This window comes from Pseudomonas sp. B21-023, from assembly GCF_024749165.1.
In the GTDB taxonomy this organism is placed as follows: Bacteria; Pseudomonadota; Gammaproteobacteria; order Pseudomonadales; family Pseudomonadaceae; genus Aquipseudomonas.
This window is the reverse complement of record NZ_CP087190.1, coordinates 266,771-292,687: the sequence shown is the minus strand read 5'-3', so window position 1 is coordinate 292,687 and position 25,917 is coordinate 266,771. Positions and strand designations below refer to the sequence as shown.

26 protein-coding genes are annotated in these 25,917 nt (G+C 63.3%); 7 read left to right on the top strand and 19 right to left on the bottom strand.

Going from position 1 to position 25,917, the window contains the following annotated elements; translation table 11 throughout:
• Positions 1 to 39: 39 nt before the first annotated feature.
• The 4 genes from ptsP to ilvA all read right to left on the bottom strand — a co-directional run bounded on the left by ptsP (position 40) and on the right by ilvA (position 5,076).
• A complete protein-coding gene (gene ptsP / locus LOY42_RS01380) occupies positions 40 to 2,313 on the bottom strand; it encodes a phosphoenolpyruvate--protein phosphotransferase (RefSeq protein ID WP_046853769.1) in 2,274 nt (757 codons plus the stop codon).
• Between the two features lie 22 nt (positions 2,314 to 2,335).
• Complete coding sequence (locus tag LOY42_RS01375; RefSeq protein WP_028688498.1) at positions 2,336 to 2,815, bottom strand: RNA pyrophosphohydrolase; 480 nt, start codon at positions 2,813 to 2,815, stop codon at positions 2,336 to 2,338.
• A 241-nt stretch (positions 2,816 to 3,056) separates the two neighbouring features.
• On the bottom strand, positions 3,057 to 3,482 hold the full coding sequence (locus LOY42_RS01370; protein WP_139674316.1) for a DUF2269 family protein: 426 nt from the start codon (positions 3,480 to 3,482) through the stop codon (positions 3,057 to 3,059).
• 79 nt (positions 3,483 to 3,561) lie between these two features.
• Positions 3,562 to 5,076 carry a threonine ammonia-lyase, biosynthetic gene (ilvA, locus tag LOY42_RS01365; protein ID WP_102684731.1) on the bottom strand — a complete coding sequence of 505 codons (1,515 nt, stop codon included), beginning with the start codon at positions 5,074 to 5,076 and terminating at the stop codon, positions 3,562 to 3,564.
• 134 nt (positions 5,077 to 5,210) lie between these two features.
• On the opposite strand from ilvA, the gene rpiA reads away from it, so the two are divergent.
• The gene (gene rpiA, locus LOY42_RS01360) at positions 5,211 to 5,885 is read left to right on the top strand and encodes a ribose-5-phosphate isomerase RpiA (protein WP_038707000.1); all 675 of its coding nucleotides are present in this window, start codon (positions 5,211 to 5,213) and stop codon (positions 5,883 to 5,885) included.
• A gap of 103 nt (positions 5,886 to 5,988) precedes the next feature.
• Here the strand turns inward: rpiA and LOY42_RS01355 are convergent, their stop codons facing one another.
• The 4 genes from LOY42_RS01355 to LOY42_RS01340 all read right to left on the bottom strand — a co-directional run bounded on the left by LOY42_RS01355 (position 5,989) and on the right by LOY42_RS01340 (position 10,090).
• Entirely contained in the window at positions 5,989 to 6,888 is a 900-nt protein-coding gene (locus LOY42_RS01355; RefSeq protein ID WP_139674322.1) for an SdiA-regulated domain-containing protein, read from the bottom strand.
• Between the two features lie 86 nt (positions 6,889 to 6,974).
• Complete coding sequence (locus tag LOY42_RS01350; RefSeq protein WP_139674325.1) at positions 6,975 to 7,895, bottom strand: SdiA-regulated domain-containing protein; 921 nt, start codon at positions 7,893 to 7,895, stop codon at positions 6,975 to 6,977.
• Positions 7,896 to 8,000: 105 nt separating this feature from the next.
• On the bottom strand, positions 8,001 to 8,666 hold the full coding sequence (locus tag LOY42_RS01345) for a fumarylacetoacetate hydrolase family protein (RefSeq protein ID WP_139674327.1): 666 nt from the start codon (positions 8,664 to 8,666) through the stop codon (positions 8,001 to 8,003).
• Positions 8,667 to 8,692: 26 nt separating this feature from the next.
• A complete protein-coding gene (locus LOY42_RS01340; protein ID WP_110697231.1) occupies positions 8,693 to 10,090 on the bottom strand; it encodes an FAD-binding oxidoreductase in 1,398 nt (465 codons plus the stop codon).
• A gap of 170 nt (positions 10,091 to 10,260) precedes the next feature.
• On the opposite strand from LOY42_RS01340, the gene serA reads away from it, so the two are divergent.
• Entirely contained in the window at positions 10,261 to 11,490 is a 1,230-nt protein-coding gene (gene serA / locus LOY42_RS01335) for a phosphoglycerate dehydrogenase (protein ID WP_110697229.1), read from the top strand.
• 60 nt (positions 11,491 to 11,550) lie between these two features.
• Here serA and LOY42_RS01330 read toward each other — a convergent pair.
• Positions 11,551 to 12,770, bottom strand: a protein-coding gene (locus LOY42_RS01330; RefSeq protein ID WP_258598537.1) for an IS3 family transposase whose coding sequence is annotated in 2 segments (ribosomal slippage) — positions 11,551 to 12,422 and positions 12,422 to 12,770 — 1,221 coding nt in all. Because the reading frame shifts where the segments join, the coding sequence is not laid out codon by codon here.
• 119 nt (positions 12,771 to 12,889) lie between these two features.
• Positions 12,890 to 13,366 carry a DUF4399 domain-containing protein gene (locus LOY42_RS01325; RefSeq protein WP_139674331.1) on the bottom strand — a complete coding sequence of 159 codons (477 nt, stop codon included), beginning with the start codon at positions 13,364 to 13,366 and terminating at the stop codon, positions 12,890 to 12,892.
• Positions 13,367 to 13,592: 226 nt separating this feature from the next.
• Here LOY42_RS01325 and LOY42_RS01320 point away from each other — a divergent pair, with 226 nt between their 5' ends.
• Positions 13,593 to 14,075 carry a transporter substrate-binding domain-containing protein gene (locus tag LOY42_RS01320; protein WP_139674334.1) on the top strand — a complete coding sequence of 161 codons (483 nt, stop codon included), beginning with the start codon at positions 13,593 to 13,595 and terminating at the stop codon, positions 14,073 to 14,075.
• 81 nt (positions 14,076 to 14,156) lie between these two features.
• Here LOY42_RS01320 and LOY42_RS01315 read toward each other — a convergent pair whose 3' ends face one another.
• Together LOY42_RS01315 and LOY42_RS01310 are read right to left on the bottom strand one after the other, a co-directional pair.
• Entirely contained in the window at positions 14,157 to 14,654 is a 498-nt protein-coding gene (locus LOY42_RS01315) for a DUF523 domain-containing protein (protein ID WP_139674336.1), read from the bottom strand.
• Positions 14,641 to 15,264, bottom strand: coding sequence for a 2OG-Fe(II) oxygenase (locus LOY42_RS01310; RefSeq protein ID WP_110697221.1), 624 nt, complete (start codon positions 15,262 to 15,264; stop codon positions 14,641 to 14,643). The genes LOY42_RS01315 and LOY42_RS01310 overlap by 14 nt, the downstream gene beginning before the upstream one ends.
• A 121-nt stretch (positions 15,265 to 15,385) precedes the next feature.
• Here LOY42_RS01310 and LOY42_RS01305 point away from each other — a divergent pair, with 121 nt between their 5' ends.
• Entirely contained in the window at positions 15,386 to 16,138 is a 753-nt protein-coding gene (locus LOY42_RS01305; RefSeq protein WP_139674339.1) for a DUF2059 domain-containing protein, read from the top strand.
• Position 16,139: 1 nt separating this feature from the next.
• Here LOY42_RS01305 and LOY42_RS01300 read toward each other — a convergent pair whose 3' ends face one another.
• Complete coding sequence (locus LOY42_RS01300) at positions 16,140 to 17,066, bottom strand: alpha/beta hydrolase (RefSeq protein ID WP_139674342.1); 927 nt, start codon at positions 17,064 to 17,066, stop codon at positions 16,140 to 16,142.
• Positions 17,067 to 17,191: 125 nt separating this feature from the next.
• On the opposite strand from LOY42_RS01300, the gene LOY42_RS01295 reads away from it, so the two are divergent.
• Entirely contained in the window at positions 17,192 to 17,749 is a 558-nt protein-coding gene (locus tag LOY42_RS01295) for a DUF6436 domain-containing protein (RefSeq protein ID WP_139674345.1), read from the top strand.
• Here LOY42_RS01295 and LOY42_RS01290 read toward each other — a convergent pair.
• A complete protein-coding gene (locus tag LOY42_RS01290) occupies positions 17,728 to 18,294 on the bottom strand; it encodes a sugar O-acetyltransferase (protein WP_139674348.1) in 567 nt (188 codons plus the stop codon). The genes LOY42_RS01295 and LOY42_RS01290 overlap by 22 nt on opposite strands.
• 88 nt (positions 18,295 to 18,382) lie before the next feature.
• Here LOY42_RS01290 and LOY42_RS01285 point away from each other — a divergent pair, with 88 nt between their 5' ends.
• Positions 18,383 to 20,746: a penicillin acylase family protein gene (locus tag LOY42_RS01285; RefSeq protein WP_258599704.1), complete on the top strand. Its 2,364-nt coding sequence runs from the start codon at positions 18,383 to 18,385 to the stop codon at positions 20,744 to 20,746.
• Between the two features lie 47 nt (positions 20,747 to 20,793).
• Positions 20,794 to 21,612 (top strand): alpha/beta fold hydrolase, encoded by an 819-nt coding sequence (locus tag LOY42_RS01280; protein ID WP_258599703.1) that lies wholly within the window; start codon positions 20,794 to 20,796, stop codon positions 21,610 to 21,612.
• 37 nt (positions 21,613 to 21,649) lie between these two features.
• Here LOY42_RS01280 and LOY42_RS01275 read toward each other — a convergent pair whose 3' ends face one another.
• From LOY42_RS01275 to LOY42_RS01255, 5 genes are all read right to left on the bottom strand, one after another.
• Complete coding sequence (locus tag LOY42_RS01275; protein WP_110697209.1) at positions 21,650 to 22,522, bottom strand: transporter substrate-binding domain-containing protein; 873 nt, start codon at positions 22,520 to 22,522, stop codon at positions 21,650 to 21,652.
• Positions 22,519 to 23,304 carry an amino acid ABC transporter ATP-binding protein gene (locus LOY42_RS01270; RefSeq protein WP_023631066.1) on the bottom strand — a complete coding sequence of 262 codons (786 nt, stop codon included), beginning with the start codon at positions 23,302 to 23,304 and terminating at the stop codon, positions 22,519 to 22,521. Before LOY42_RS01270 ends, LOY42_RS01275 begins: the two co-directional genes overlap by 4 nt.
• On the bottom strand, positions 23,301 to 23,960 hold the full coding sequence (locus LOY42_RS01265) for an amino acid ABC transporter permease (protein WP_258599702.1): 660 nt from the start codon (positions 23,958 to 23,960) through the stop codon (positions 23,301 to 23,303). The genes LOY42_RS01270 and LOY42_RS01265 overlap by 4 nt, the downstream gene beginning before the upstream one ends.
• Entirely contained in the window at positions 23,941 to 24,606 is a 666-nt protein-coding gene (locus LOY42_RS01260; RefSeq protein ID WP_102684747.1) for an amino acid ABC transporter permease, read from the bottom strand. The genes LOY42_RS01265 and LOY42_RS01260 overlap by 20 nt, the downstream gene beginning before the upstream one ends.
• Positions 24,607 to 25,083: 477 nt before the next feature.
• Entirely contained in the window at positions 25,084 to 25,869 is a 786-nt protein-coding gene (locus LOY42_RS01255; protein ID WP_094010961.1) for a MetQ/NlpA family ABC transporter substrate-binding protein, read from the bottom strand.
• Positions 25,870 to 25,917 lie beyond the last annotated feature (48 nt).

Genomic DNA, 25,917 nt, shown 5'->3' with positions numbered 1-25,917 from the left:
ATCGCGGGGCAAGCGCCGCGATGAGGTCGGAACTGACGATCAGAGAGTCTTGTTCGGCCCGATCATCCGCGCCAGCCCAAGATTCTTCAGCGCCAGCTGCAACGAGCTGTGGATAACTTGCGGGTTGTCATGACTCATGGCATCGGCCAGCAGCTCCCTGGCCTTGCTCAGGTTGATCTGGCGCAGCATCCACTTCACCTTCGGCAGGTTGGTGGCGTTCATCGACAGACTGTCGAAGCCCATGGCCATGAGCAGGATTGCCGCGGCCGGGTCACCGGCCATCTCGCCGCAGATACTGACGGGCTTGCCTTCCTCGTGGGCCACGCTGACCACGGTCTGCAGGGCTTGCAGCACTGCCGGGTGCAGGTAGTCGTAGAGGTCGGCGACCCGCGGGTTGTTGCGGTCGACGGCCAGCAGGTATTGCGTGAGGTCGTTGGAACCGACCGAGAGGAAGTCAACCTGGCGCGCCAGTTCGCGGGTCTGGTACACCGCGGCGGGGATCTCCACCATCACCCCGACCGGCGGCATCGGTACATCGGTGCCTTCGTCGCGCACTTCGCCCCAGGCGCGGTGGATCAGGTGCTGGGCTTCTTCGAGCTCGTGGATGCCGGAAATCATCGGCAGCAGAATGCGCAGGTTGTTCAACCCTTCGCTGGCCTTGAGCATGGCGCGGGTCTGCACCAGGAAGATTTCCGGGTGGTCGAGGGTGACGCGAATGCCGCGCCAGCCGAGGAACGGGTTCTCTTCCTTGATCGGGAAATACGACAGCGACTTGTCCCCGCCGATGTCGAGGCTGCGCATGGTCACCGGCAGCGGATGAAACGCCTGCAGCTGCTCACGGTAGATCGCCAGCTGCTCCTTTTCGCTGGGGAAGCGCTGGTTGATCATGAACGGCACTTCGGTACGGTACAGGCCCACACCTTCGGCGCCGCGCTGCTGGGCGCGGGCCACATCGGCGAGCAGGCCGGTATTGACCCACAGCGGCATGCGGTGGCCGTCCGGGGTGATGCACGGCAGCTCGCGCAGGGCATCGAGCCCCTTGGCCAGCTGGCGCTCTTCCTCGACCACGTCGCTGTACTGCTTGCGCAGCACTTCGCCAGGGTTGGTGAAGACTTCGCCCTTGTAGCCGTCGACGATCATCTCGATGCCGTCGGCCTTCGAGTAAGGCAGGTCGACCACCCCCATGACCGTGGGAATGCCCATGGCCCGGGCCAGGATCGCCACGTGGGAGTTGCCCGAGCCGAGTACCGAAACCAGGCCCACCAGCTTGCCCTCCGGCACCTCGCCGAGCATGGCGGGGGTCAGTTCTTCACTGACCAGAATGGTATTGTCCTGGTAGACCAGCGACTGCGAACGGGCCTCCTGCAGATACGCCAGCAGGCGCCGACCCAGGTCCTTGACGTCCGATGCCCGCTCGCGCAGGTAGTCGTCATCCATCAGCTCGAAGCGATTGACGTGTTCGCCGACCACCTGGCGCAAGGCGCCCTGGGCCCACTGGCCAGTCTTGATGACTTCGACCACCTCGCCACCGAGGGCGGCGTCCTCGAGCATCATCAGGTACACGTCGAACAACGCACGTTCTTCGGGGCGCAGCTGGGTGGCGAGCTTGGCCGACAGCTTGCGCATGTCCTCGCGCACGCCTTCGAGCGCGTTGTTGAACAGCTTGAGTTCGTTGTCGATGTCCTCGACAGTGCGGTCGGGCACCACTTCCAGGTCGGCGGGCGGCAGCATCACCACCGATCGACCGACCGCCGCGCCCGGCGAACCCGGCACCCCGACGAAACGGGCTTCCTGGATGCCCTTGCCCTGACGGCCCAGGCCACGGATCGAACCCGTCGCCTCGGCGTGGGCGATAACCCCGGCGAGCTGCGCGCTCATGGTGACCAGGAAGGCCTCTTCGCCTTCGTCGAACTGGCGGCGTTCCTTCTGCTGGATGACCAGCACGCCGACCACGCGACGATGGTGGATGATCGGTGCGCCGAGGAAAGAGGCGAATTTCTCTTCGCCGGTTTCGGCGAAGTAGCGGTAACGGGGGTGATCGGCGGCGTTCTCGAGGTTAAGCGGCTCCTCGCGGGTGCCGACCAGGCCGACCAGGCCCTCGTTGGGCGCCATGCTGACCTTGCCGATGGAGCGCTTGTTCAGGCCCTCGGTGGCCATCAGCACAAAGCGGTTGGTGTCCGGGTCGAGCAGGTAGACGGAGCAGACCTGGCTGCCCATTGCCTCCTTGACGCGCAAGACAATGATCCCCAACGCCGTCTTGAGATCTTTGGCGGAGTTCACTTCCTGGACGATCTTGCGCAGCGTATTGAGCATGGCTCGGGGTCGGACTCCGTCGTCAGTCGCGCGTCAGCAGGCGCGGGGCTAGCTCTTTCAGGGCGCGGCGGTATACCTCGCGCTTGAATGTCACCACCTGGCCCAGCGGATACCAGTAGCTGACCCAGCGCCAGCCATCGAATTCCGGCTTGCCGGTCAGGTCCATGCGCACCCGTTGCTCATTGCTCACCAGGCGTAGCAGGAACCACTTCTGTTTCTGGCCGATACACAACGGCTGGCTGTGGGTGCGCACCAGGCGCTGGGGTAAACGATAACGCAACCAGCCACGGGTGCAGGCAAGAATTTCCACATCCTGGCGTTCCAGGCCTACTTCTTCGTTCAGCTCGCGGTACAGGGCATCTTCCGGCGTTTCGTCAGGGTTGATACCCCCCTGTGGAAACTGCCAGGCATCCTGGTTGATCCGCCGAGCCCATAGCACCTGCCCGGCATCATTCGTGAGAATGATCCCGACATTGGGGCGAAAACCATCCGGGTCGATCACGGCAGCAACCTCGCAAACGCATGTCGCCGCATTGTTCCACAAAGCCTGAGCGCGCAGCAACGCGCCCGCCACGCTTATGTGCGGCGAGGTGAAGACTGCGTATTGAGCGAGCGTCGCCACACCGGGCGTGGCACTGGTATACAGGGTTTGCATGAAGGCAAGGTGACGCAACTGCGTTAACCCCCTCGCGAGCCCCGCTCGCCCCCAAGGTTTACCAATGGGAGCGGGCTGGCGGGTGTCATCAGACCGGCTTGGCGCCCATCAGGCCGGCGATGGACAGTAAGCACACACCGCTGAACACCGCCAGCGCCAAGGTGAACTTCAAGCCGACGGCTTCGGCCTTGCGCAGCCGGTTGAGGCGCGCCACCAGCCACCACACGGCAAACGCGCCAAGGGTATAGATGACGCTGGAGGCCAGCACCCAGGTCTGCCCCAGCGGCCAGCCGACCAGATGCACCAGCCACCAGCCGGTGAACGGCATGCTCAGCAGGCACAGCCCCAGCAGCAGCCAGACGAACACCAGCGGGCGGCGCAACAACTTGGCATAGGCCTCGGCGTCGCCCTTGCGCCGGGCATGCCAGGTCCAGCCCGCCAGGCCCAGGGCGCCAAGCAGCAACAGGGCCGTGGCGAGGATGTGCAGGGTCTTGAGGGTGGTCAGGTGTTCCATGTGAAAATCATCCTTCAGCAGGCTTTTTCGCTTTCGGCCTCATCGCGGGGCAAGCCTGCTCCCGCGAGGTGAAGCGTGTTCAGCCCAAGAATAGCCGGTAAGCCGGGTTCTCGGTCTCGTCCCAGTATGGATAGCCGATCTTGGCCAGGGCCGCCGGCACCAGGTGACGCTCATCCTCCGGCACCTGCAGGCCCGCGACCACGCGCCCGTCGGCGGCGCCGTGGTTGCGGTAGTGGAACATCGAGATGTTCCAACGCCCGCCCAGCTTGTTGAGGAAATTGAACAGGGCACCGGGCCGCTCCGGAAACTCGAAGCGCAGCACCATTTCGTCGCTGGCGCCGGCCGAATGGCCACCCACCATGTGGCGGATATGCAGCTTGGCCAATTCGTTGTCGGTCAGGTCTGTGACTGGGAAACCTTGCTCCGTCAGCTGTTGTACCAATGCCGCACGCGGGTCGGTTTCCGGGTGAGTCTGCACGCCGACGAAGATGTGCGCCTCGTCAGAAGTGTGCTTGCGGTAGTTGAATTCAGTGATCTGGCGCTTGCCGATAGCCTCGCAGAAGGCCTTGAAGCTGCCCGGGCGCTCGGGGATGGTCACGGCGATGATCGCCTCGCGCTTCTCGCCCAGCTCGGCGCGCTCGGCCACATGCCGCAGGCGGTCGAAGTTGACGTTGGCGCCCGAGTCGATGGCTACCAGGGTCTGTCCGGCCACACCCTTGAGCTCGACGTACTTCTTGATCCCGGCAACACCGAGAGCACCGGCAGGTTCGGTGATCGAGCGGGTATCGTCGTAGATATCCTTGATTGCTGCACAGATCTCATCGGTGCTGACGGTGATCACTTCATCCACATGATGACGGCAGATATCGAAGGTGTGCTGGCCGATCTGCGCCACCGCCACGCCGTCGGCGAACAGCCCGACCTGCGGCAGCACCACGCGCTCACCGGCGGCCATCGCGGCCTGCAGGCAGTTGGAATCGTCTGGCTCGACGCCGATGACCTTGATTTCCGGGCGCAGGTATTTCACGTAGGCAGCGATACCGGCGATCAGACCGCCGCCGCCGACCGGCACGAAGATCGCGTCCAGCTGGCCCGGGTGCTGGCGCAGGATTTCCATGGCCACCGTGCCCTGTCCGGCAATTGTGTGTGGATCATCGTAGGGGTGGATATAGACGAAGCCTTTCTCCTCCACCAGCTTCAGCGAGTAGGCCAGCGCCTCGGGGAAGCTGTCACCATGCAACAGCACCTTGCCGCCCCGCGAGCGCACGCCTTCGATCTTGATCTCCGGGGTGGTCTTGGGCATGACGATGGTCGCCTTGATACCCAGCTCCCGCGCCGCCAGGGCCAGGCCCTGGGCGTGGTTGCCGGCGGAGGCGGTGACCACCCCACGGGCCAGTTCCTCGGCGCTCAGTTGCGCCAGCTTGTTGTAGGCCCCGCGGATCTTGAACGAGAACACCGGCTGCAGGTCCTCGCGCTTGAGCAGCACCGTGTTGCCCAGGCGCTTGCTCAGTTGCCCGGCAGTGTGCAGCGGGGTTTCGACAGCAACGTCGTAGACGCGCGAGGTGAGGATCTTCTTGACGTACTGTTCGAGCATCGGAAAGCATCACTGGGCCGCGGGACAAGGGCTGGGAGTCTACCGCAGCGCCACGTCGGGCGACCACAGCAAAGCCGCGGGAGCCGTTATACTAGGCAACTTTCGATATCCGCCCTGCCCCTCCCGGAGCCCGCATGACCCAGGACCAACTCAAACAGGCCGTCGCCCAGGCCGCCGTCGACCTCATCCTGCCGAAACTGGATGAGAAAAGCGTCGTCGGCGTTGGCACAGGCTCGACCGCCAACTTCTTCATCGACGCCCTGGCCCAGCACAAGACCGCCTTCGACGGCGCCGTCGCCAGCTCCGAAGCCACCGCACAGCGCCTGAAGGGCCATGGCATCCCGGTTTACGAGCTGAACAGCGTCAGCGAGCTGGAGTTCTACGTGGACGGCGCCGACGAGAGCGATGCCCATCTCAACCTGATCAAGGGCGGCGGCGCGGCCCTGACCCGCGAGAAGATCGTCGCGGCAGTGGCCAAGACCTTCATCTGCATCGCCGACGCCAGCAAGCTGGTGCCGGTGCTGGGTGCCTTCCCTCTGCCGGTCGAGGTCATCCCGATGGCCCGCAGCCACGTGGCGCGCCAGCTGGTCAAGCTGGGCGGCGACCCGGTCTATCGCGAAGGCGTGGTAACCGACAACGGCAACGTCATCCTCGACGTGCACAACCTGCAGATCACCAACCCGGTGGAGCTGGAAAGCCAGATCAACGCGATCGTCGGCGTGGTTACCAATGGTCTGTTCGCGGCGCGGCCGGCGGATGTGCTGTTGTTGGGGACCGCTGAAGGCGTGAAGAGCCTGAAGGCCGAGTAATCGCCAGCGAGGGCTGCGCCCTCGAATCGCTGGCAAGCCAGCTCCCACTGTGGGAGCTGGCTTGCCAGCGAATACCGGCGAAGCCGGTGCCATCCTCTACCCATCAAGGCTGCTTGAACACATAGAACAGGTTCGGCTCACTGACCAGATAGATGGTCCCGGCATCGTCCATCGCAATCCCCTCCGCTTGTGGAACGGTCTGCTTCAACCCCTGGAAACCCTTGCGCAATGACAGGGTACTCAGCGGCCGCCCCTTCACATCAAGCTCCAGCACCAGCCGCGACTCGTCGGACAGCGCCAGCAGGTGCCCGCTGCGTTCGTCGAACTGCAGGCTCGACAGATCCCTCACGAACAACCGCCGGTCGCGCTTGCGATCCTGCACCACATGCACAGCGTAGGGTTTGTCGGGATTGTCGTGGGGAAAGCCGTGCACCTCGTAGATCATCATCGGGTCCCGTTCCTTGGCCACGAACAGGCGCTTGCCTGCCGAGTCGTAGGCCAGACCCTCGAACCCCTTGTTGCCGTTCAGGCCGATGCCCAGGGACAGCTGCTCGGCATCGCTGGCGTCGAGGAACAGGGTGTCATCGTCCAGGCGCACACGAATCAGCCGCTGCTGGCGCTCATCGGTGATCACGTAGCTGTTGGGCCCGATGTACTCCACCGCCTCGGGGTCGCCGAAGCCGGTCAGCGGGACACGGCGCAGGATACGGCCATCCAGTGACAACTCGATCAGCTCCGACCGAGCATTGGTGACGGTGAACAGGCTCTTGCGATCGGGGTCGTAGGTCAACGCCGAGATGTCGTCGTCCAGGCCCTCGATAGGCCTGGCCTCGAGCACCACCTGGTAACGATCCAGGCCGATGCTCTGCTCAGCCGGCTGCCACCAGGTCTTGAGGTTGAACCAGCCCCGCTCGAACAAGCGGAACTCGTGCCCGGCAGCCCCCAGCACGAGCAGGCAGACAAACACGAAGAGGGCGAAGATCAGGCGAACGTGGCGGCGCATGCGGGCAGACTCGGCAATAGGAGCGCGTAGCTAACCACTATCAACTGAAGCAAAGCTTAATGCCATCATCAGAAATGGCTGATCGGTCAGTTCTTTTTGAAGCGATAGAACAGATTCGGCTCGCTGACCATGTACAGGTTGCCCTGATCGTCCATTGCCACTCCCTCGGCCCGCGGAATGGTGTCAGCCAGGCCATTGAAGCCGCCCAGCAGGGTCATGAAGCTGACCTGCTCACCCTTTTCGTCAAGCTCGAGCAGCATGTTGGAGTCTGCCGACAATGCCAGCAGATGCCCTGTGCGCGGGTCGATACCCAGCGCGGACAAGTTGCGCAGATCCAGTTCGTCGCTGGCCAGCGGCTGCTTCTGGCCCTTGAGCGGGCTGCGCCCATCGGTGTTCCAGGTGAACATCCTGGGCGGCCGCTCGGCGCCTATGACCAGGCGCTGGCGCATCAGGTCCCAGGCAATGGCCTCGAAGCCCTTGTTGCCTTCATCAGCGTCGCCCAGGTCGTAGGGCTGGTAGTCGGCGCGGTTCAGCGACGTGGTGCCGGCATCCACCTTGACCAGCGTCAGGTCATGGTTGCGCTCATCGACGATGGCGATCTGGCCATCCTCAAGCACCGCCACACCTTCCGGGTTGGACCAGCCCACCAGGGGAATCTTGCGCAACACGTCGCCATCCAGGGTGAGCTCGACCAGGAACGGGTGCTTGCCCATGACTGCGAACAACGACCGGGTGTGCGGGTTGAACGCCAGGTCCGACGCCTCGTCACGCTCCATGCCGGGCAACGGTTTGGCATCGATGTCGACCACGTAGCTGGGCAACCAGATGCTTTCCTGGCGTTCAGCCTGGCTTTCGAAACCTTCCTTTATCCACAGCAGGCCGCGGTCGTCCCAGTGCATGGCAGATATGACGCCATAGCCGATAACCGCTGCTGCTGCCAGGCCGAACGGCCAGCGCCGGTAAAAGGGGCGCTTGGGAGACACGGAAGCGCGGGAGGGAGAGGGCATGCAAGGGTCCTGAGGATAGGCGTAGGTTCGCGCATTATCCGCAAAGGGTGTGAAAAAACGGTAAACGTCTCTGCACTTTTTCCAGGAAAGGCGCGAACCTTCGGCTCAGAGCACCCGGCTCTCGAACCGGCTGACGCCTGGAAGCTCCAGCACCAGCTCGTCGCCAACCTTGAACGGCCCCACGCCCGCCGGAGTGCCGGTGAGGATCACATCACCCGCCAGCAACGAGAAGCACGCGGCCATATGCTGGATCATCGGCACGATGGGGTTGAGCATCATCGCGCTGTTGCCGTCCTGGCGCACCTCGCCGTTGATGGTCAGGCGTATACCGATGTCCTTCACATCCTCGAAGGCGCCTGCCGAGACAAAAGGCGGCAGCACGCAAGCACCATCGAAGCTTTTGCACAGCTCCCACGGCAGGCCCTTTTCCTTCAGTTTGCTCTGCAGGTCGCGCAGGGTGAGGTCCAAAGCCGGGGCATAGCCGGAAATGGCGTCGAGCACCTCTTCCTCGGTCGGCTTGGTCGACAACGGCTTGCCCAGCAACACCGCGATTTCCGCCTCGTAGTGCACCGAGCCACGCTCGGTCGGAATCTTGAAGCCACCTTCCAGGGGCACCACGCAACTGCCGGGCTTGATAAACAGCAGCGGCTCGCTGGGGATGGGGTTGTCCAGTTCCTTGGCATGCTCGGCGTAGTTGCGGCCAATGCACACCACCTTGCCCAGCGGGAAGTGGATGCGCGTGCCGTCTACGTACTGGTGCTGGTAACTCATGGCCGACTCCTGTGAACACTGCTTTTTTATTCGGGAGCGAAGATCTTACCCGGATTCATGATGCCGTTCGGGTCGAACACCGCCTTGATCGCCTTCATGCAGGCGATTTCTTCCGGTGAGCGGCTGTAGCCCAGGTAATCGCGTTTGGTCATGCCCACGCCGTGCTCGGCGGAGATCGAGCCGTTGTAACGCTCGACGATCTCGAACACCCACTTGTTGACCTTGGCGCAGGAGGCGAAGAAGTCGTCCTTGCTCATGTGGTCGGGCTTGAGGATGTTCAGGTGCAGGTTGCCGTCGCCGATATGGCCGTACCAGACCACCTCGTAGTCCGGATAGTGCTCGCCGACGATGGCATCGATGTCGCGCAGAAACGCCGGCACTTTCGAGACGGTGACAGAGATGTCGTTCTTGTAGGGCGTCCAGTGGGAGATGGTCTCGGACAGGTACTCGCGCAGCTTCCACAGGTTCTTCAGCTGGGTGTCGCTCTGGCTCATCACCCCGTCCAGCACCCAGCCCTGCTCGACGCAGTGCTCGAAGGTGGCGAGCGCCTCGTTGGCCACCTCCTCGGTGCTGGCTTCGAACTCCAGCAGGGCATAGAACGGGCAGTCGGTTTCAAATGGCGCGGGCACATCGCCCCGGGCGAGGATCTTGGCCAGGCCCTTGTCGGAAAAGAACTCGAATGCGGTGAGGTCGAGCTTGCCCTGGAAAGCGTGCAGCACTGGCATGATCGCGTCGAAGTCAGGCGTGCCCAGCACCATCGCCGTAAGGTTGCGCGGCGCACGGTCCAGGCGCATGGTCGCCTCCACCACGAACCCCAGGGTGCCTTCGGCGCCGATGAACAGTTGGCGCAGGTCGTAGCCGGTGGCGTTCTTGATCAGGTCCTTGTTCAGCTCGAGCAGCTCGCCCTTGCCGGTGACCACCTTCAGCCCAGCCACCCAGTTGCGGGTCATGCCGTAGCGGATCACCTTGATTCCGCCGGCATTGGTGCCGATATTACCGCCGATCTGGCTGGAGCCGGAGGAGGCGAAGTCCACCGGATAGTAAAGCCCCTGGTCCTCGGCGAACTGCTGAAGCTGGCGGGTCACCACGCCCGGCTGGCACACGACGGTTCGATCGAACTCATTGAAGGCCAGGATCTGGTTCATGTAGTCGAAGGCGACCACCACCTCGCCATGGGCGGCCACGGCAGCGCCCGACAATCCTGTACGCCCGCCCGATGGCACCAAGGCGACCTTGTGCCGGTTGGCCCAGCGCACGATGGCCTGGACTTGATCGATGGTTTTGGGGAAGACGATCGCGCTTGGCGCAGGCGGGTAGTGCTTGGTCCAGTCCTTGCCGTAGGCGTCGAGCGAGGCAGGGTCGGTGAGGACCTTGCCAGGGTCGACCAGGGTCATCAGTTCATCAATTACCACGGACTGGGTCATCGCTGGAACTCTCGACTTATTCATAGTCACCCTGAGCACGCTTCACCTGTCGGGATGGGCTCAGATTGTGTCGCGTATGCTAGCATAGCCCTCCCGCTGTTCGTGCTAAGGCCGACGCCGCGCCGCTTCACCCCCCTCGCCATTTTTCTCCGGGATACAGGTTTACGCAGATGAGCAAGACTTCTCTCGACAAGAGCAAGATCAGGTTCCTTCTTCTTGAAGGCGTCCACCAGAATGCGGTGGATATCCTCAAGGCTGCCGGGTACAGCAACATCGAGTACCTCACCGGCTCGCTGCCGGATGCAGAGCTGAAGGAAAAGATCGCCGATGCCCACTTCATCGGCATCCGCTCGCGCACCCAGCTGACCGAAGAGGTCTTCGACTGTGCGAAGAAACTGGTCGCGGTCGGCTGTTTCTGCATCGGCACCAACCAGGTCGACCTGAGCGCGGCCCGCAACCGCGGCATTGCGGTGTTCAACGCGCCGTACTCCAACACCCGTTCGGTGGCCGAACTGGTGCTGGCCGAAGCCATCCTGTTGCTGCGCGGCATCCCCGAGAAGAACGCCTCCTGCCACCGCGGTGGCTGGATCAAGAGCGCGGCCAACTCCTTCGAGATCCGCGGCAAGAAACTGGGCATCGTCGGCTACGGCTCGATCGGTACCCAGCTGTCGGTGCTGGCCGAAAGCCTGGGCATGCAGGTCTACTTCTACGACCCGCTGACCAAGCTGCCGCTGGGCAACGCCACCCAGGTCACCAGCCTGAACGAGCTGCTGGGCCTGGCCGACATCGTCTCGCTGCACGTGCCCGAGCTGCCATCCACCCAGTGGATGATCGGCGAGAAGGAAATCCGCGCGATGAAGAAGGGCGCGATCCTGATCAACGCCGCCCGTGGCACCGTGGTCGAGCTGGACCACCTGGCCGCCGCGATCAAGGACAAGCACCTGATCGGCGCCGCCATCGACGTGTTCCCGGTCGAGCCACGCTCCAACGACGAAGAGTTCGAAAGCCCGCTGCGTGGCCTGGACAACGTGATCCTGACCCCGCACATCGGTGGTTCCACCGCCGAAGCCCAGGCCAACATCGGCCTGGAAGTGGCCGAGAAGCTGGTCAAGTACAGCGACAACGGTACCTCGGTGTCGTCGGTCAACTTCCCGGAAGTCGCGCTGCCGGCCCACCCAGGCAAGCACCGCCTGCTGCACATCCACGAAAACATCCCGGGCGTACTCAGCGAGATCAACAAAGTGTTCGCCGAGAACGGTATCAACATCTCCGGTCAGTTCCTGCAGACCGACGAGAAAGTGGGTTACGTGGTCATCGACGTCGATGCCGAGTACTCCGATCTGGCCCAGGAAAAACTGCAGCATGTGAAGGGCACTATTCGCTCGCGCGTACTGTTCTAAGTTTGCCGGCTTGTCTAGTCCTGAAATAGGTTTACACCTGTTCAGGTAGGCCGACAGACCTCAAAACGCCCGATGCACCGCATCGGGCGTTTTGTTTTTCAGGGCCATATGAGACCGTTCTGTGTTGTAGATCTGCACTGCCTCATCAACCATCTTCCTCGCCTGCTCAAGATCTTCAGGGATCCTCAACAACAGCTCCGTCTTGAGGATTCCGTTGATGCGCTCCGCCAGCGCGTTCTGATAACAGTCATACCCATCAGTCATGGAGCACTGAACGTCGTGCCGTTGGTGCAGTGACTGGTACAGCGTCGAGCAGTATTGGATGCCTCGATCCGAATGATGGACTAATGGCTGGCGACGACGTCGCTTTCGTAAGGCCTGCTTGAAGGCTTGCGCCACTGACTCGGCATGCAGGCTTTCATGGACGTGGTGGCCAACAATTTTCCTGGAGTACGCATCCGTTACCAGGCTCAGATACAGCGGGCCGTTACGTGCGGGCAGATAAGTAATGTCGGCAACCCAGACGTGCTCTGGCCTTGTCGGTACGACTTGGCTTGGGCCGGGCTTAAGTAAGTTGGGATGACGGTAGAAGCGATGAAAGCTCTGCGTTGTCTTGTGATACGCCCGCTTAGGCAGCACTAGCAAGCGGCGCTCACCCAAGACCTGGAAAAGCCTGTCTCGGCCGAGCTGGACTCGTCTGTCAGGTTGGCAATGCAGCAGATAGTGCAGCTTGCGTGTACCCAGACGAGGCTGGCGCATCCGGATTTGCTGTACGAACTCAACCACTCGATCCGTCTGGCGCTCTTTGTCATCAGCGGCTTGGTTGCGCTTGTAGTATGCCTGTCGACTGATGCCTAGAAACTGACAAGCCCTGGCAATGCTCAGTCCTGCGACTTGACCTTGCGTGAGGACTTGCCGGATCGCTTTTTTACGACCGATACACCGTAGTCATTTTTCAGAACATCAACGACCGTCTCAAAGAACTGAGCCTTCTGACTCATCAGCTCAAGCTGCTGCTCAAGCTCTTTGATTCGCTGCTCTGGAGTGAGCGTTTTGGGGTCAGACATCGCGCAGCTCCTCTCGTCGCGGATCGAGGCCCCCTGGCTCCAATCCTGCCGACCGTGCTTACGCAACCATACCAGAACCGTAGATTTTCCTTGGATGCCGTACCGCTCCCGGGCCTGGGTGCAGGTCAGCTCGCCTTTTTCGATCTGATCGACCACTGCCAATTTAAAAGACAGCGAGTAATCACGCTGTGTGCGCTTTACACCTTGATCCATCTGACTCTCCGGAAATTCGGGATGGGAGGTGTAAACCTTATTCAGGACGGGACAGCTGCATGAGAAAGGGAGGCCCTGGCGGCCTCCCTTTTTCGTTGCGTGCGTCTACAGAGCAAGCGTCATTTGACGGTGACGGTGATCTTCTGCGACTCGACGCTCGGTTTGAACGGCACGTGGTACTTGTCGCCCAGCACCAGCTGCAGGGTGTGCTTGCCCGGGGTGAGGGTGATGGTCGCCTCGGTCTGCGCCTTGCCGAAGTGCAGCACCTGAGGACCTGCCGGCAGCGGTGCGTTGTTCTCAGGCATCAGGCTGGTGGGCAGCGGCTGGTCGGCCAGAGGAGCCTTGTCCACATCTACCAGCAGATGGTGATGCCCGGTGTGCGGGGTCTGGTCACCCGCAGGCTTGAGGCCCATGCCCTCGATACCGAACTTGACGGTGAAGGTCTTGTCGACCGTGGCCCCGTCGGCGGGGGAAACGATGAAGACCTTGGCGCCCTCCGGTGGCTGCTGGCTCTTCAGCGCATCCGCGGCACTGGCGAACACCGACGCCCCCATCAGCAGACCGGCGACGGCAGCACGCGAAAATAGGCTTTTCATTCACTTCTCCTGTGATTCACTTCAATTGACCGCTATCACTTAAACGAAGCACAGCGGTACTTCACCATAGTCCAACCAGCCAGGCAGAGGTTCAAAAACAGTGGCAGAAATATTTCAGGCCGGCGTAAACATTAACGCGGCTACACGGTCATAGGCTGCGTTCGACCGCGGCAGAAAAGAAACCCTCGGCGAATGACATTCACCTGCCGAACAAGAAGGGGCACTCATGCGTTTGACCATTGGCATTCTGCTGGCGGTATTGTTCAGCCCACTGGCCCAGGCCGAACTGATCGACGAAATCAACGACCGTGGCGAACTGCGCATTGCCGTGCTGAGCGATTCACCACCTTATGCGTTCAAGGAAAACGAACACCTGACCGGCTTCGAGATCGAGTTGGGCCAGGCCCTGGCCAAGGAGCTGGATGTGCGGGCCGAGTTCGTCGAGACCCCAGCCGAAGAGGTGCTGCCTGGGGTGGAGAGCGGCAAGTTCGACATGGCCTTCAATAAGCAAGGCATCGAACCGAGCGACCAACTCGACACCATTCGGACCCTCGCCAGCCAGAAACTGGTGATTCCGTACTTGAAGGGCAATCCAGCCTTCGAGACGGCTGTGAGCAATGCCCTGCAACGGATCGAGGACGATGGCCGCCTGGCTGACCTGGAAAGCAAATGGCTCAAGGGCACCAAGCAGGCAAGCGCCGGACAGTAACACCGCATCGCGGGGCAAGCCCGCTGTCGCGCAACGCTGCCGTCATGCTCAGCATTGCGTGGGAACGGGCTTGCCCCGCGATCAGATCTGGCTCAACGCTCGCTGCGCGTCTTCCAGCTCCAGCTCGCTGAACACGAGTACCCCTTCGCGCCGCAACAAGGCCGTGGTCACGCCCTCACCCGCCACCTTCACACCGTTGAAACTGCCGTCGTAGGTCTGCAGATTGCCACACGAGGGGCTGCCCGACTTGAGTACCGCCACACGGATGCCATGCCGACGCACCAGTTCCAGCGCCACGCGGGCCCCGGCGAGAAAGGCGCCGCTGACATCGTCGCCGGTCACCGTCAGCACCTGTACCTGCCCATCCAGAACCGCCCCGCCCTGCCCACCGGGTATCTCCGCAGGCGGTCGTGGCGTAGGCAAGCCACCGGCAACCTCCGGGCACAGTGGCACCACCCTGCCTTCTGCCTGCCAACGCTGCAATACGTCGGGATGGCCGCTGGCACGCCCGTCATAGCGTACCGGCTGGCCCAGCAGGCAGGCGCTGACCAGCACCTTCGCCAGCTCAGAACGGCTCATTGCCACGGCGCCGGAACCAACCGGTCAACGACAGGCGTTCACGCCCTGCCGGGAGTACCTCGTGCGGGACTTCACCCGACAGGAACACCACCAGGCTACCGGCCAACGGCGCCACGTCGTGTTCGACATCGCCCTTCAGGAACATGCGCAATTGTCCACCGTCCTGCGGCTGCCAACCCTCGTTGAGGTACAGCACGGCCGACACCATGCGCCGGTCATCGTCGCGGAAGCGGTCGAGATGGCGCTTGTAGAAGGCGCCCGGCGGATACAGGGCAAAGTGGCACTCAAAGTCCTCGAGCCCCAGGAACAACCCCCGGTTGATGGCCTGGCGCAGGCTGTCCATTGCCCCCAGGTAGCGATCGCAGACCTCCGATTCACCGGGGTCGATCCACTGGATCTGGTCGCCGCGGATCGCCTCGCGGATCTCCTGCGCGGCGCCACGCCCTATGCCGGCGGGGTTCAGCTCACCCTCGGCGTAGCGACGACGGCATTCGGCCGCCAGCGCGCGCGACAGTTCGTCGGGCAGGAAAAGAGATTGCTGCGACCAGCCACGGGTGGCCAGGTCATCGACAATGGTCGACAGCAGCGGATGTTCGGAAGGAATGTGCATGGCGCATCATAGCCATTCGGCCAGCGCTCGCACAGCGCCACTTGGTCAGGAAGCGCCGCTGGCGACTCGACAAAGCCCCGCCACGCCAAGGACAATAGCGGCCTGCCGACAGGAGTCCTGAATGCGCCGTCTGTTTTCCCTGCTTCTGCTGATGATCTGCACCATGCCTGTCTGGGCAGACACCCTCGATCAGCTGTACAAGGTCGCTGGCTGGCCCGACCAGCGCGCCCATTTCAACGATGCCGTGAGCGCCGCCCAACAGCGCTACCGCAACAGCTTGCCGCCTGCGGTTTACCAGGCCCTGGTCAACAACAGCAACCAACGGTTCCAGGCCCAGGCCATGGACCAACGGGCCCAGGCGCAACTGCGCGCCAACCTGCCCAACCCCTCGCCGGCGCTGGCATTCTTCCAGTCGCCGCTGGGGCGCAAGGTCGTGGCCGCCGAATTGCTTGCCACACGCAAGGACCAACTGGCCAAGCACGCCAAGGGCCTGCCGAAGATCCAGGCCAGCGACAACCGCGTGCTGATCGTCGGCCACCTGGCCCAGGCCTTGCCCGCCCGCGAGGCCGGCGCCGAGGTCAGCCTGGCGATCGCCGGCGTGGCGGCCGACAGCCTGAGCTCGATGCTGCCCGGCCTGTTCGGCGGCGGCCAGGCTCAGAACCTGCTCGATGGCCAACGCCAGCGCTTGATGAGCCAAGTGGGCGAGGACCTGAACAACACGTTGTTGTACGTCTATCGCGACCTGTCCGACGCTGAGCTCGAGCAGTTCGCCACCTTCGCCGAATCGACGGACGGCCAGGCCTACTACAAGGCCGCGGTGGCCGCGATTCGCGCCGCCCTGGCCGTGGGCCAGAACGCCGCCAACCTGAAGTAAGTCAGTCCAGGCGCTGGCCGATGAACTCGAAGTAGCGCTGGCGGATGCCAGGCAGCTCGTTGGCCAGGTGGTGCCGTGCCTCAGGCAGCATGAGGATCTGCGGCTCTGCGAACTTGGCCTTGAGCACCTTGAGGTTGTACGGCCAATCTACCGTACCGTCCGCCTCGCCCTGCACGATCAGCGGCCGCCGCGTACTCCGGGGAGCGGCTTCGATGCGCCGGACCCACTTCATCAGCGCACCGACCCAGGCGGTCGGCAGGCGCCGTGGCTGTAGCGGGTCAGCTTCGAGAAAAGGCAGGAAGGCCGGGTCGTTGGTGTTTTCGCTGAAGCGCCGCTCGATGCCATTGACGAAGTGGCGCAGCACGCAATAGCTCAGCTTCGACCAGCGCCAAGCGCGCGGGCGCACCAGGGGGGCCAACAGGATTGCCTCGCCGTCGACAGGGCTGCTTTCGCCCTGGTGCAACAGATGGTCGACCACGATCGCCCCACCGGTGCTTTGGCCACAGAGATGCCAGGGCCGTGGCAGGTCAAGCAGGCGGGCCTGTTCGAACAACGCCTCGAGCACCTGCTGGTAGATGCTGAAATCATCGATGCTGGCCCGTTCGCCACTGGACAGACCATGACCTGGCAGATCGCAGCCGATCACGGCGTAGCCGCGCCCCAGGGCCCATTCGATCACATGACGGTATAGCCCCATGTGATCGTAGTAGCCATGCAACAGGAACAACGTCGCCTGTGGCCGTTCGGGCAGCCAGACCTGGCCGACCAAGTCGAAGCCTGCCACCTGGAAGCCGCCCAGCCAACTGTGTGCGGACAGGCCCAGGCCGTAGAAGCCCTGGTAGGCCTGGCCCTGGGTGGACAGCAGGTGGCGATCGGCAAGGGGCGACAGGCTGGCGCGCAGCAGGTCGGGGTGGAAACTGGCGGGCATCGGTACATCCAGAGTGAAGCAAGTATTGATCTGCGATATTCAGCTCTGGGCCGCGTCATGGCAAGCTTGGCCCTCCTCCGACGAACAATACGAGCCCGCTCCCACGAGCATCGCGCAAGGCCCCTATGGCGAAGCAACTTCTGATATTCCTTGCCCTGCTGCTCTGCGCTGCCACCGCCTGGTGGGCCTACGACAGCTTCCAGTCCCGCTACCTGCGTCCGTTCGACAACCAGGCCACCTTCTTCGACGGCAGCCAACTGCGCCTCCCAGCCGAGCTGGCCGGCCCGGGCCCGATCCGCGTGGTGCACTTCTGGGACCCGGCCTGCCCGTGCAATGTCGGCAACCAGCAGCACCTGGGCGAGCTGGTCGAGCACTTCGCGCCGCTCGGGGTCAGTTTCCATGTCGTGCAAAAGCCTGGCAGCCATGGCCAACTGCCGGCCAACCTGGGAACACTGAAGCCCCTGGCCAGCCTGCCCGGCAGCGAGCACCTGCCCGCCAGCCCCGCCGTGGCGATCTGGGACCACGACGGCAACCTCGCCTACTTCGGCCCCTACAGCGAAGGCGCGGTGTGCAACTCGAGCAACAGTTTCATCGAGCCGATCCTCAAGGCGCTGGCACAAGGGCGTCGGGTGCAGGCCTCGAATACCCTGGCGGTCGGCTGCTATTGCCCCTGGATCGATTGACGCACCCGCGCCGGATTACCCACCACCACCGCCCCGGCCGGCACATCCCGGGTCACCACGCTGCCGGCGCCGACCACGGCGTTATCACCGATGGTCACCCCCGGCAGGATGATCGCCCCGCCGCCGATCCAGACATTGTCGCCAATGATCACCGGCCGCCCGCTTTCCAGGCCGCTGCGGCGCAGCGCCGGGTCCAGCGGGTGGTCGGCGGTATAGATCTGCACCGCCGGGGCGATCTGGCAGTCGGCGCCGATGCGCACCGGCAGCACGTCGAGGATCACGCAGTTGAAGTTCATGAAGGTGTTGGCGCCCACGCTGATGTTGTAGCCGTAGTCGCAGTGGAACGGCGGACGGATCACCACGCCTTCACCCACGTTGGCGAAATGCGCCTTCAACAAATCATGGCGCGCCTCGTTGGGTTGCTCGACGCTGCCGTTGTAGCGGTGCATCCAGTGCCGGTTGGCCGCCTGCTCGGCTTGCAGCTCGGGGCAGCCGGCATGGTAGAGCTGGCCTGCCAGCATTTTCTGTTTTTCGCTGAGGGACATGGAAACTCCTTTCAGAGGGCTATGCTCAGTTCGCGAATCCGCCGATGATCGGACCACATTCTTTCGCTCGAGTGCACAAGGAGTCTCGATGAAGCGCAGCCTGACCTTGCTGGCGGTGGTGATCGCCGTGGCCGCCGCGGGCGGCGGTTACTGGTACGTGCAGGGCAAGCAGCCCCAGCGTGATGGCGAAGCGGCCATCAACGGCTTGCAGGCGCCGGTCAGCGTGCGCTTCGATGCCCGTGGCGTGCCGCACCTGCAGGCGCAGAACGAGCAGGACCTGTACCGCGCCCTGGGCTACGTACAAGCCCAGGACCGTCTGTTCCAGATGGAGATCATGCGCCGTCTGGCTCGCGGCGAGCTGGCCGAGGTGCTGGGCGAGAAGTTGCTGCCCACCGATACCCTGTTCCGCAGCCTGCGCATTCGCGATCAGGCGGCCTTGATGGTGCAACGCCAGGACCGCCAGTCACCGGCCTGGCAAGCGCTGCAGGCCTACCTGGACGGCATCAACCAGTGGCAGGCCAGCCACCCCAAGCCGATGGAGTTCGACCTGCTCGGCATCACGCCGCGCCCCTTCACCGCCGAGGACACCCTGAGCATTGCCGGCTACCTCGCCTACAGCTTCGCCGCCGCGTTCCGCACCGACCCGGCGCTGACCTACATTCGCGATCAGCTCGGCCCCGAGTACCTGAAGATCTTCGACCTCGACTGGCAGCCCGACGGCGCCGTGGCCACGCCGTTGGCCGCCGCCGACTGGCACAGCCTGGAGCAGTTGGCGCGGCTCAGTCACGAGGCCCTGGGCGATGCCGGCATTCCGCAGTTCGAGGGCAGCAACGCCTGGGCCGTGGCCGGCAGCCATACCCGCAGCGGCCGGCCACTGCTGGCGGGTGACCCGCACATCAGCTTCGCGGTGCCGGCGATCTGGTACGAAGCCGAGCTGTCGGCACCAGACTTCAACCTGTATGGCTACTTCCAGGCGCTCAACCCGTTCGCCCTGCTCGGCCACAACCGCGACTTCGGTTGGAGCCTGACCATGTTCCAGAACGACGACGTCGACCTGATCGCGGAACAGACCAACCCGCAGGACCCCGAGCAAGTGATGGTCGATGGCCGCTGGCAGACACTTGAAAAGACCGAGCAGAAAATCGCGGTCAAGGATGCGCAGCCGGCCAGCATCACCTTGCGCCGATCGCCCCACGGTCCGATCGTCAACAGCGTGCTCGGCGACACCGCCGGCCCGACGCCCATCGCCATGTGGTGGGCCTTCCTGGAAACCGAGAACCCGATACTCGAGGGTTTCTACCAGATCAACCGCGCCGACACCCTGGACAAGATGCGCGAGGCGGCAAGCAAGATCCAGGCGCCGGGGTTGAACCTGGTGTGGGCCAATGCCCGTGGCGACATCGGCTGGTGGGCAGCGGCGCGCCTGCCGATCCGCCCGGAGGGCGTCAATCCGGCGTTCATCCTCGACGGCGGCAGCGGCCAGGCCGCCAAGCCGGGGTTCTACCCGTTCAGTGCCAATCCACAGCAGGAGAACCCGGCCAGCGGCTATATCGTCTCGGCCAATTACCAGCCACCCGGCGCGATGCCCGTGCCCGGCTATTACAACCTGGCCGACCGGGGGCGCCAGCTCGATCGCCTGTTACGCGACCCGGACATCAAGTGGGACACCCAGAACAGCCAGGCCTTGCAACTGGACACCAGCACCGACTATGGCCCGCGTACCCTGGCACCGCTGCTCGGCACCTTGCGCAACGTCGCCCAGGGCGACGAAGAGAAGGAACTGGTCGAGCAACTGGCGGCCTGGCGCGGCGACTACCCGCTGGACTCCACCAGCGCCACGCTGTTCAACCAGTTCCTCTACGAGCTGGCGTTCGCCGCCCTGCACGACGAACTGGGCGACACCTGGTTCCCGGTGCTGATCAGCACCCGTGCCATCGACGCCGCGCTGCCTCGCCTGGCTGGCGACCCTCAATCGCCGTGGTGGAATCTGCGTGGTAGCAATGAACACACCGATCGCAACGCCATCGTGCGCCTGGCCTGGCAGCGCAGCCTCAAGCACCTGCGCGCGACCTTCGGCAAGGATCCGGCCAGCTGGCAGTGGGGCAAGGCCCATACCCTCACGCACAACCATCCGCTGGGCGTGAAGAAGCCGCTGAACCTGTTGTTCAATGTCGGGCCCTACGCCGCGCCCGGGACCCATGAAGTACCGAACAACCTGTCGGCGAAGATCGGCCCGGCGCCCTGGCCGGTCACCTACGGGCCATCCACCCGCCGCCTGATCGACTTCGCCGACGCCGGCGCCGCGCTGACCATCAACCCGGTCGGGCAGAGTGGCGTGCCATTCGACCGGCACTATGGCGACCAGGCCGAGGACTACATCGAGGGGCGCTATCACAAGGCGCGGATGGGGGTGATTCCGGCGCAAAGCACGCTGCGGCTGGAGCCCAGATAGAAACCGGGGCCGCACAGCGGCCCTCTCGCAATCCATGAGGTCAAGCAATGCAGAAACACTTCATCGAGATCGACGGAGCACGCATGAGCTATGTCGACCAGGGCCAGGGCTTCCCAGTGCTGCTGGGACACAGCTACCTGTGGTCGTCCGCCATGTGGCAACCGCAGATCGACGCCCTGTCACGGTACTTCCGGGTCATCGTGCCTGAGCTGTGGGGCCACGGCGATTCCGCAGCCCCGCCCGCCAGTACCGTCGACATGGCCGCCCTGGCTCGCCAGCACCTGGCGTTGCTCGATGCCCTGGATATCCAGAAGTGCCACCTGGTCGGGTTGTCGGTTGGCGGCATGTGGGGCGCGCAGTTGGCCGTCGACCACCCTGAACGAGTCGACCGCCTGGTGCTGATGGACACCTACCTGGGCGCGGAGCCCGAGGCAACGCGGCTGAAGTATTTCGGTTTGCTGGATGCGGCAAGCAAGGCGGGAGCCTTTATCGATCCGTTGCTGGACGTCGTGGTGCCGATCTTCTTTCATGCCGGAGGGGAAACCGTGCCTGACGTGCGCGAGCAGTTCCGCGCCGGGCTGAAGGCGAGCACTTCCAAGACCATCCGCGAAAGCCTCGACCCCATGGGCCGGGTAATTTTCGGGCGGCCAGACCTGCTGGCGCGACTCGGTGAGCTGCCGGGAGAGCGGACCATCGTGCTCTGTGGCGACCAGGACATCCCAAGGCCACCGGCGGAGTCCGCCGAGATGGCGCAGCTGATTGGATGCCTGGCGGCACAGATTCCATTCGCCGGGCATATCTCCAGCCTGGAGAATCCGCAGGTGGTGAATGATTTCCTGTTGAACTGGTTACCGCGCAATTGCTGAGACCGAAAGGGGCTGCTTTGCAGCCCCGTTCAGGCGATCAGCCCTGCCAGTTGCCGCCCTCGACGATCACGCTCTCAGGCTTGGTGTCGTCGCTCAGCTCCTTGCGCACGTACTGGTCGTACAGCTTGAGCAGGAACTTCTCCTCGCCGAGCTTGGCCAGTTCGGCGTTCACCCAATCGCGCAACTCGGTATTGCCCTTCTTCACCGCCGGGGCGATCGGTGCTTCGTCACCCAACAGCTGTGGCAGCACGCGGTAGCCCGGGTTCTGCTTGGCCCAGCTAAACAGGATCAGGTTGTCCTGGGCATAGGCATCACCCCGACCGTTGGCCAGCGCGGCCAGCGACTCGGTGTTCTTCTCGAACTTGAGCAGTTTCCAGTCCGGGTGGGTCTTGGTCAGCCAGATGTCGGCGGTGGTGCCGGTGGTGACGATGATGGTCTTGTCGGCCAGGTCGTCGAGCTTTTGCACCGGACTGCCGTCGGCGACGATGGCCTGCACCGCCACGCGCAGGTTGGGGTTGGTGAAGTCCACGGCCTCCTTGCGTTCCGGAGTGACGGTCATGTTGGCGAGGATAAGGTCGACCTTGTCGCTCTGCAGGAACGGGATGCGGCTGGCAGGCTCGACCGCGACGAACTCGACCTTGTTCTCGTCGCCCAGCAGGTCCTTGGCGAAGCGACGGCCGATGTCGGTGTCGAAGCCCACGTAGCGGCCGCTTTCATCGACGAAGCCGAACGGTGGCTTGTCGGTGAACACGCCGACGATCAGCTTGTCACGGGCCTTGATGGTTTCCAGGTAGCTACTGGCCGGCGAGGCGGCGGCAGGCTTGGCCGGGTCTTCGGATTTGTTGCAGCCGGCCAGCAGGGCCAGGCCCAGCAATGGCGCGAGCAGTTTGGCGAACGGGGCAGTCTTCATGACAGTTCCTTGTGCAGTGGCTTAGACAGTGTCTTGGGCAGGCTTTCGACGAACGAGAATTTCTCCAGGAACTGCTGCGCGCGTGCGGTCTGCGGTTGAGTGAAGAAGCGCTCAGGGTGGTTCTGTTCAAGGATCCTGCCGGCCTCCATGAACACGATGCGGTCGGCCACCGCGCGGGCGAAGGCCATTTCGTGGGTGACGATGAGCAGGGTCATGCCTTCGCGGGCCAGACCTTGGATCACCTGCAGCACCTCCTTGACCATCTCCGGGTCGAGGGCCGCGGTGACCTCATCGAAGAGCATCACCTGTGGGTTCATGCACAACGAACGGACAATGGCGATGCGTTGTTGCTGGCCACCGGAGAGCTGGCGCGGGAACGCGTCACGCTTGTCCAGCAGCCCTACCCGGGCCAGCAGAGCCTCGGCCTGGGCCTGGGCCTCGTGGCGTTCGCGCTTCTGCACCTTCAGCGGCCCCAGCAGCAAGTTGTCGATCACGCTCATGTGGCCGAACAGGTGGTAGCTCTGGAACACCATGCCGACCCGCTGGCGCACCTGGCGCCAGTCGGTGTCGGGGCCGAGCAGCTCCTGGCCGTCGAGGCGCAGGCTGCCGCCCTGGGCCTCTTCCAGGCCGTTGAGGCAGCGCAGCAGGGTGCTCTTGCCGCAGCCGCTGGGGCCGAGGATCACCACCACCTCGCCGGCCTCGACCTTGAGGTCGATGTCTGCAAGCACCTGGTGCTGGCCGAAGAACTTGTTGAAGCCTTGGAATTCGATCAATGGATTCATGCGTGGGCCCAGCGCCGCTCCAGCACGCGGGAGGCGGCTGACAGCGGATAGCAGACAAGAAAGAAGAACAGGAACAGCGCGCCGTAGATCAGCACCGACTCGTAGGTACGTTCGATGATCTGCTGCCCCGCCTTGATCACTTCGACCACGCCGATCAGCACCGCCAGCGAGCTGGTCTTGATGATCCGCGTGTAGATATTGATGGTCGGCGGGGTCATGCGCTTGAGCGCCTGAGGCAGCAGCACATAGGCATACAGCTGCCAGCCGCCCAGGCCGATAGACAACCCCGCCTCGCGCTGCCCGCGTGGCAGCGACTGCAAGGCGCCGCGCACCACCTCGCCGACCTCGCTGGCGCCCCACAGGCCCAGCACCAGCACCGCGCACCAGAAGCTGGGGATGCTCACGCCGAAGAAGATCGGCAAGCCGAAGAACACCAGGTACAGCCAGACCAGCACCGGAATCGCCCGGAACAGTTCCAGGTACACCTGCAGCAGGATGTTCAGCCAACGGCTGCCGAGGGTCGCCAGCACGCCGTAGAGCACGCCGCCCAAGGTGGCGAACAGGATGCCCAGGGCCGAGATCGCCAGGGTCTGCCCGGCGCCCGTGGCCAGTTGCGGCAGCGAAACCAGCAGCAGCTCAATGCCCGAACTGGCCATGTTGCAGCCTCCGTTCCAGGTAGCGCAGCAGCAGCGACAGCGGCAGGAAGATCAGCACGCAGAGCAGGGTCAGCACGGCGAGCATTTCGTAGGTCTTGTAGTACAGGGCGATGTAGTTCTTGGTGGTGTAGAGAATCTCCGGCACCGCCACCGCCGAAACCACGGTGGTTTCCTTGAGCAGGAAGACGAAATTGGCGAACAGTGCCGGCAGGCTGAGGATGCCGGCCTGGGGCAGGATCACATGGCGCAGCAGCTGGCCCTCGGAAAGCCCGATGGAGCGCCCGGACTCCAGTTGCGCCCGCGGCACCGCCTCGACCCCGGCGCGCAGTACCTCGGTGAGGTAGGCGCCGCCCATGAACGTCAGGGTGATGATCGCGGCGGCGAAGCCGGATACCTTCACCCCCAGGCTCGGCAAGGCGAAGTAGACGAAGAACAGCTGGATCAGCAACGGTGTGTTGCGCGCCAGCTCCACATAGCCCTTGACCAGGCGCCACAGGTACGGCGTGCGCAACACCAGGATCGTCGCATTGAGCAGCGCCACCAGCAACGAGGTGACGATTGCGATCGCCCCGACTTGCAGGGTCACGCCAACGGCCTTGAAGAAGGCCGGCAGTGTGCTAAGCATGAAAGCAGTGTCGAAGCTCATGGAAGGGGCCTCGGCACGGGGTCACGAAGGTACGGCATGGGAAGGTCCAGGGTCGGCACGAGGGTAGCTCGGCGTCATTTCACGAATAGTGGCGCTGTGCCGGTAAGCACGATTCCTAGACTCTAAAGGCATAAAAATATTTTTATAAATATCTTTATTGCATATCTATATCACCACCCCGTGACGTTCGGAAATTTCCTTCCCTAGACGCGGATCTTTCCGAGGATTTTCCCCTCCAAGGGATTTCAAACTGTGACTTGCACGGCCCATCACATTCAACAAGGAAGACAACGATGAACAGCCCCTGCTTGCCTGCTTCGAACGAACAACTGCTGTGGCTCCTGGCGCTGCGCCGGGCCCTGGCGACTCAACGCTGAGGCTTGCGCTGCACTACTCCAGACCGGCCTGCCCGTCAGCTCAGTACAAACAAAAACGCCGACGCAAAATGCGTCGGCGTTTTTCGTTCCAGGTCGCGTATCAGAACGCTGGCAGTACCGCGCCGCTGTACTTCTTCTCGATGAATGCCTTCACTTCCGGGCTGGTCAGCGCCTTGGCCAGCTTCTGGATGGCCGCGCTGTCCTTGTTGTCCGGGCGGGCAACCAGGAAGTTCACGTACGGCGAATCGCTACCTTCGATCACCAGGGCGTCCTTGGCCGGGTTCAGGCCGGCTTCAAGCGCATAGTTGGTGTTGATCATGTCCAGGTCGACCTGATCCAGCACACGCGGGAGCATGGCCGATTCAAGCTCCTTGAACTTGAGCTTCTTCGGGTTCTCGGCGATATCCTTCGGCGTGGCCAGGGCGTTCTTCGGATCCTTCAGGGTAATCAGCCCGGCCTTCTGCAGCAGCAGCAGGGCACGGCCACTGTTGCTCCCCTCGTTGGGGATGGCCACGGTCGCGCCGTCCTTCAGCTCGGCCAGGCTCTTGACCTTCTTCGAGTAGCCACCGAACGGTTCGACGTGCACGCCGATCACGGTCTCCAGGTGGGTGCCCTTGCCTTCGTTGAAGTTCTTCAGGTACGGCAGGGTCTGGAAGTAGTTGGCGTCCAGGCGCTTCTGGTCGACCTGCACATTGGGCTGGACGTAGTCGGTGAAGACCTTGATCTCCAGGTCCACGCCTTCCTTGGCCAGGGTCGGCTTGATCAGTTCGAGGATTTCGGCATGCGGCACGGGCGTGGCGGCCACCACCAGTTTCTCGGCGGCGTTGGCGAGGCCCGCGAACGACAGTGCGGCGGCCAGGGCGGTGGTCAGCAGGGTCTTTTTCATGGTGATCCTTGTTCTAAAGCTGGGCCATCGCAGATGGCGAGTCGGGTG

What these genes read in the sequence shown, in the direction of transcription:
- LOY42_RS01345 (WP_139674327.1), bottom strand. Translation starts at nt 8,666, where the DNA reads ATGAGTTACCAGCACCAGTACGTAGACGGCACGCGCATCCACTTCCCG.
- LOY42_RS01260 (WP_102684747.1), bottom strand. Translation starts at nt 24,606, where the DNA reads ATGAGCTTCGACACTGCTTTCATGCTTAGCACACTGCCGGCCTTCTTC.
- LOY42_RS01300 (WP_139674342.1), bottom strand. Translation starts at nt 17,066, where the DNA reads ATGCCCGCCAGTTTCCACCCCGACCTGCTGCGCGCCAGCCTGTCGCCC.
- LOY42_RS01255 (WP_094010961.1), bottom strand. Translation starts at nt 25,869, where the DNA reads ATGAAAAAGACCCTGCTGACCACCGCCCTGGCCGCCGCACTGTCGTTC.
- LOY42_RS01350 (WP_139674325.1), bottom strand. Translation starts at nt 7,895, where the DNA reads ATGCCCTCTCCCTCCCGCGCTTCCGTGTCTCCCAAGCGCCCCTTTTAC.
- LOY42_RS01280 (WP_258599703.1), top strand. Translation starts at nt 20,794, where the DNA reads ATGCAGAAACACTTCATCGAGATCGACGGAGCACGCATGAGCTATGTC.
- LOY42_RS01325 (WP_139674331.1), bottom strand. Translation starts at nt 13,366, where the DNA reads ATGAAAAGCCTATTTTCGCGTGCTGCCGTCGCCGGTCTGCTGATGGGG.
- rpiA (WP_038707000.1), top strand. Translation starts at nt 5,211, where the DNA reads ATGACCCAGGACCAACTCAAACAGGCCGTCGCCCAGGCCGCCGTCGAC.
- LOY42_RS01320 (WP_139674334.1), top strand. Translation starts at nt 13,593, where the DNA reads ATGCGTTTGACCATTGGCATTCTGCTGGCGGTATTGTTCAGCCCACTG.
- LOY42_RS01370 (WP_139674316.1), bottom strand. Translation starts at nt 3,482, where the DNA reads ATGGAACACCTGACCACCCTCAAGACCCTGCACATCCTCGCCACGGCC.
- LOY42_RS01295 (WP_139674345.1), top strand. Translation starts at nt 17,192, where the DNA reads ATGGCGAAGCAACTTCTGATATTCCTTGCCCTGCTGCTCTGCGCTGCC.
- LOY42_RS01275 (WP_110697209.1), bottom strand. Translation starts at nt 22,522, where the DNA reads ATGAAGACTGCCCCGTTCGCCAAACTGCTCGCGCCATTGCTGGGCCTG.
- LOY42_RS01265 (WP_258599702.1), bottom strand. Translation starts at nt 23,960, where the DNA reads ATGGCCAGTTCGGGCATTGAGCTGCTGCTGGTTTCGCTGCCGCAACTG.
- LOY42_RS01290 (WP_139674348.1), bottom strand. Translation starts at nt 18,294, where the DNA reads ATGTCCCTCAGCGAAAAACAGAAAATGCTGGCAGGCCAGCTCTACCAT.
- serA (WP_110697229.1), top strand. Translation starts at nt 10,261, where the DNA reads ATGAGCAAGACTTCTCTCGACAAGAGCAAGATCAGGTTCCTTCTTCTT.
- LOY42_RS01285 (WP_258599704.1), top strand. Translation starts at nt 18,383, where the DNA reads ATGAAGCGCAGCCTGACCTTGCTGGCGGTGGTGATCGCCGTGGCCGCC.
- ilvA (WP_102684731.1), bottom strand. Translation starts at nt 5,076, where the DNA reads ATGCTCGAACAGTACGTCAAGAAGATCCTCACCTCGCGCGTCTACGAC.
- LOY42_RS01315 (WP_139674336.1), bottom strand. Translation starts at nt 14,654, where the DNA reads ATGAGCCGTTCTGAGCTGGCGAAGGTGCTGGTCAGCGCCTGCCTGCTG.
- LOY42_RS01340 (WP_110697231.1), bottom strand. Translation starts at nt 10,090, where the DNA reads ATGACCCAGTCCGTGGTAATTGATGAACTGATGACCCTGGTCGACCCT.
- LOY42_RS01355 (WP_139674322.1), bottom strand. Translation starts at nt 6,888, where the DNA reads ATGCGCCGCCACGTTCGCCTGATCTTCGCCCTCTTCGTGTTTGTCTGC.
- LOY42_RS01270 (WP_023631066.1), bottom strand. Translation starts at nt 23,304, where the DNA reads ATGAATCCATTGATCGAATTCCAAGGCTTCAACAAGTTCTTCGGCCAG.
- LOY42_RS01305 (WP_139674339.1), top strand. Translation starts at nt 15,386, where the DNA reads ATGCGCCGTCTGTTTTCCCTGCTTCTGCTGATGATCTGCACCATGCCT.
- LOY42_RS01310 (WP_110697221.1), bottom strand. Translation starts at nt 15,264, where the DNA reads ATGCACATTCCTTCCGAACATCCGCTGCTGTCGACCATTGTCGATGAC.
- ptsP (WP_046853769.1), bottom strand. Translation starts at nt 2,313, where the DNA reads ATGCTCAATACGCTGCGCAAGATCGTCCAGGAAGTGAACTCCGCCAAA.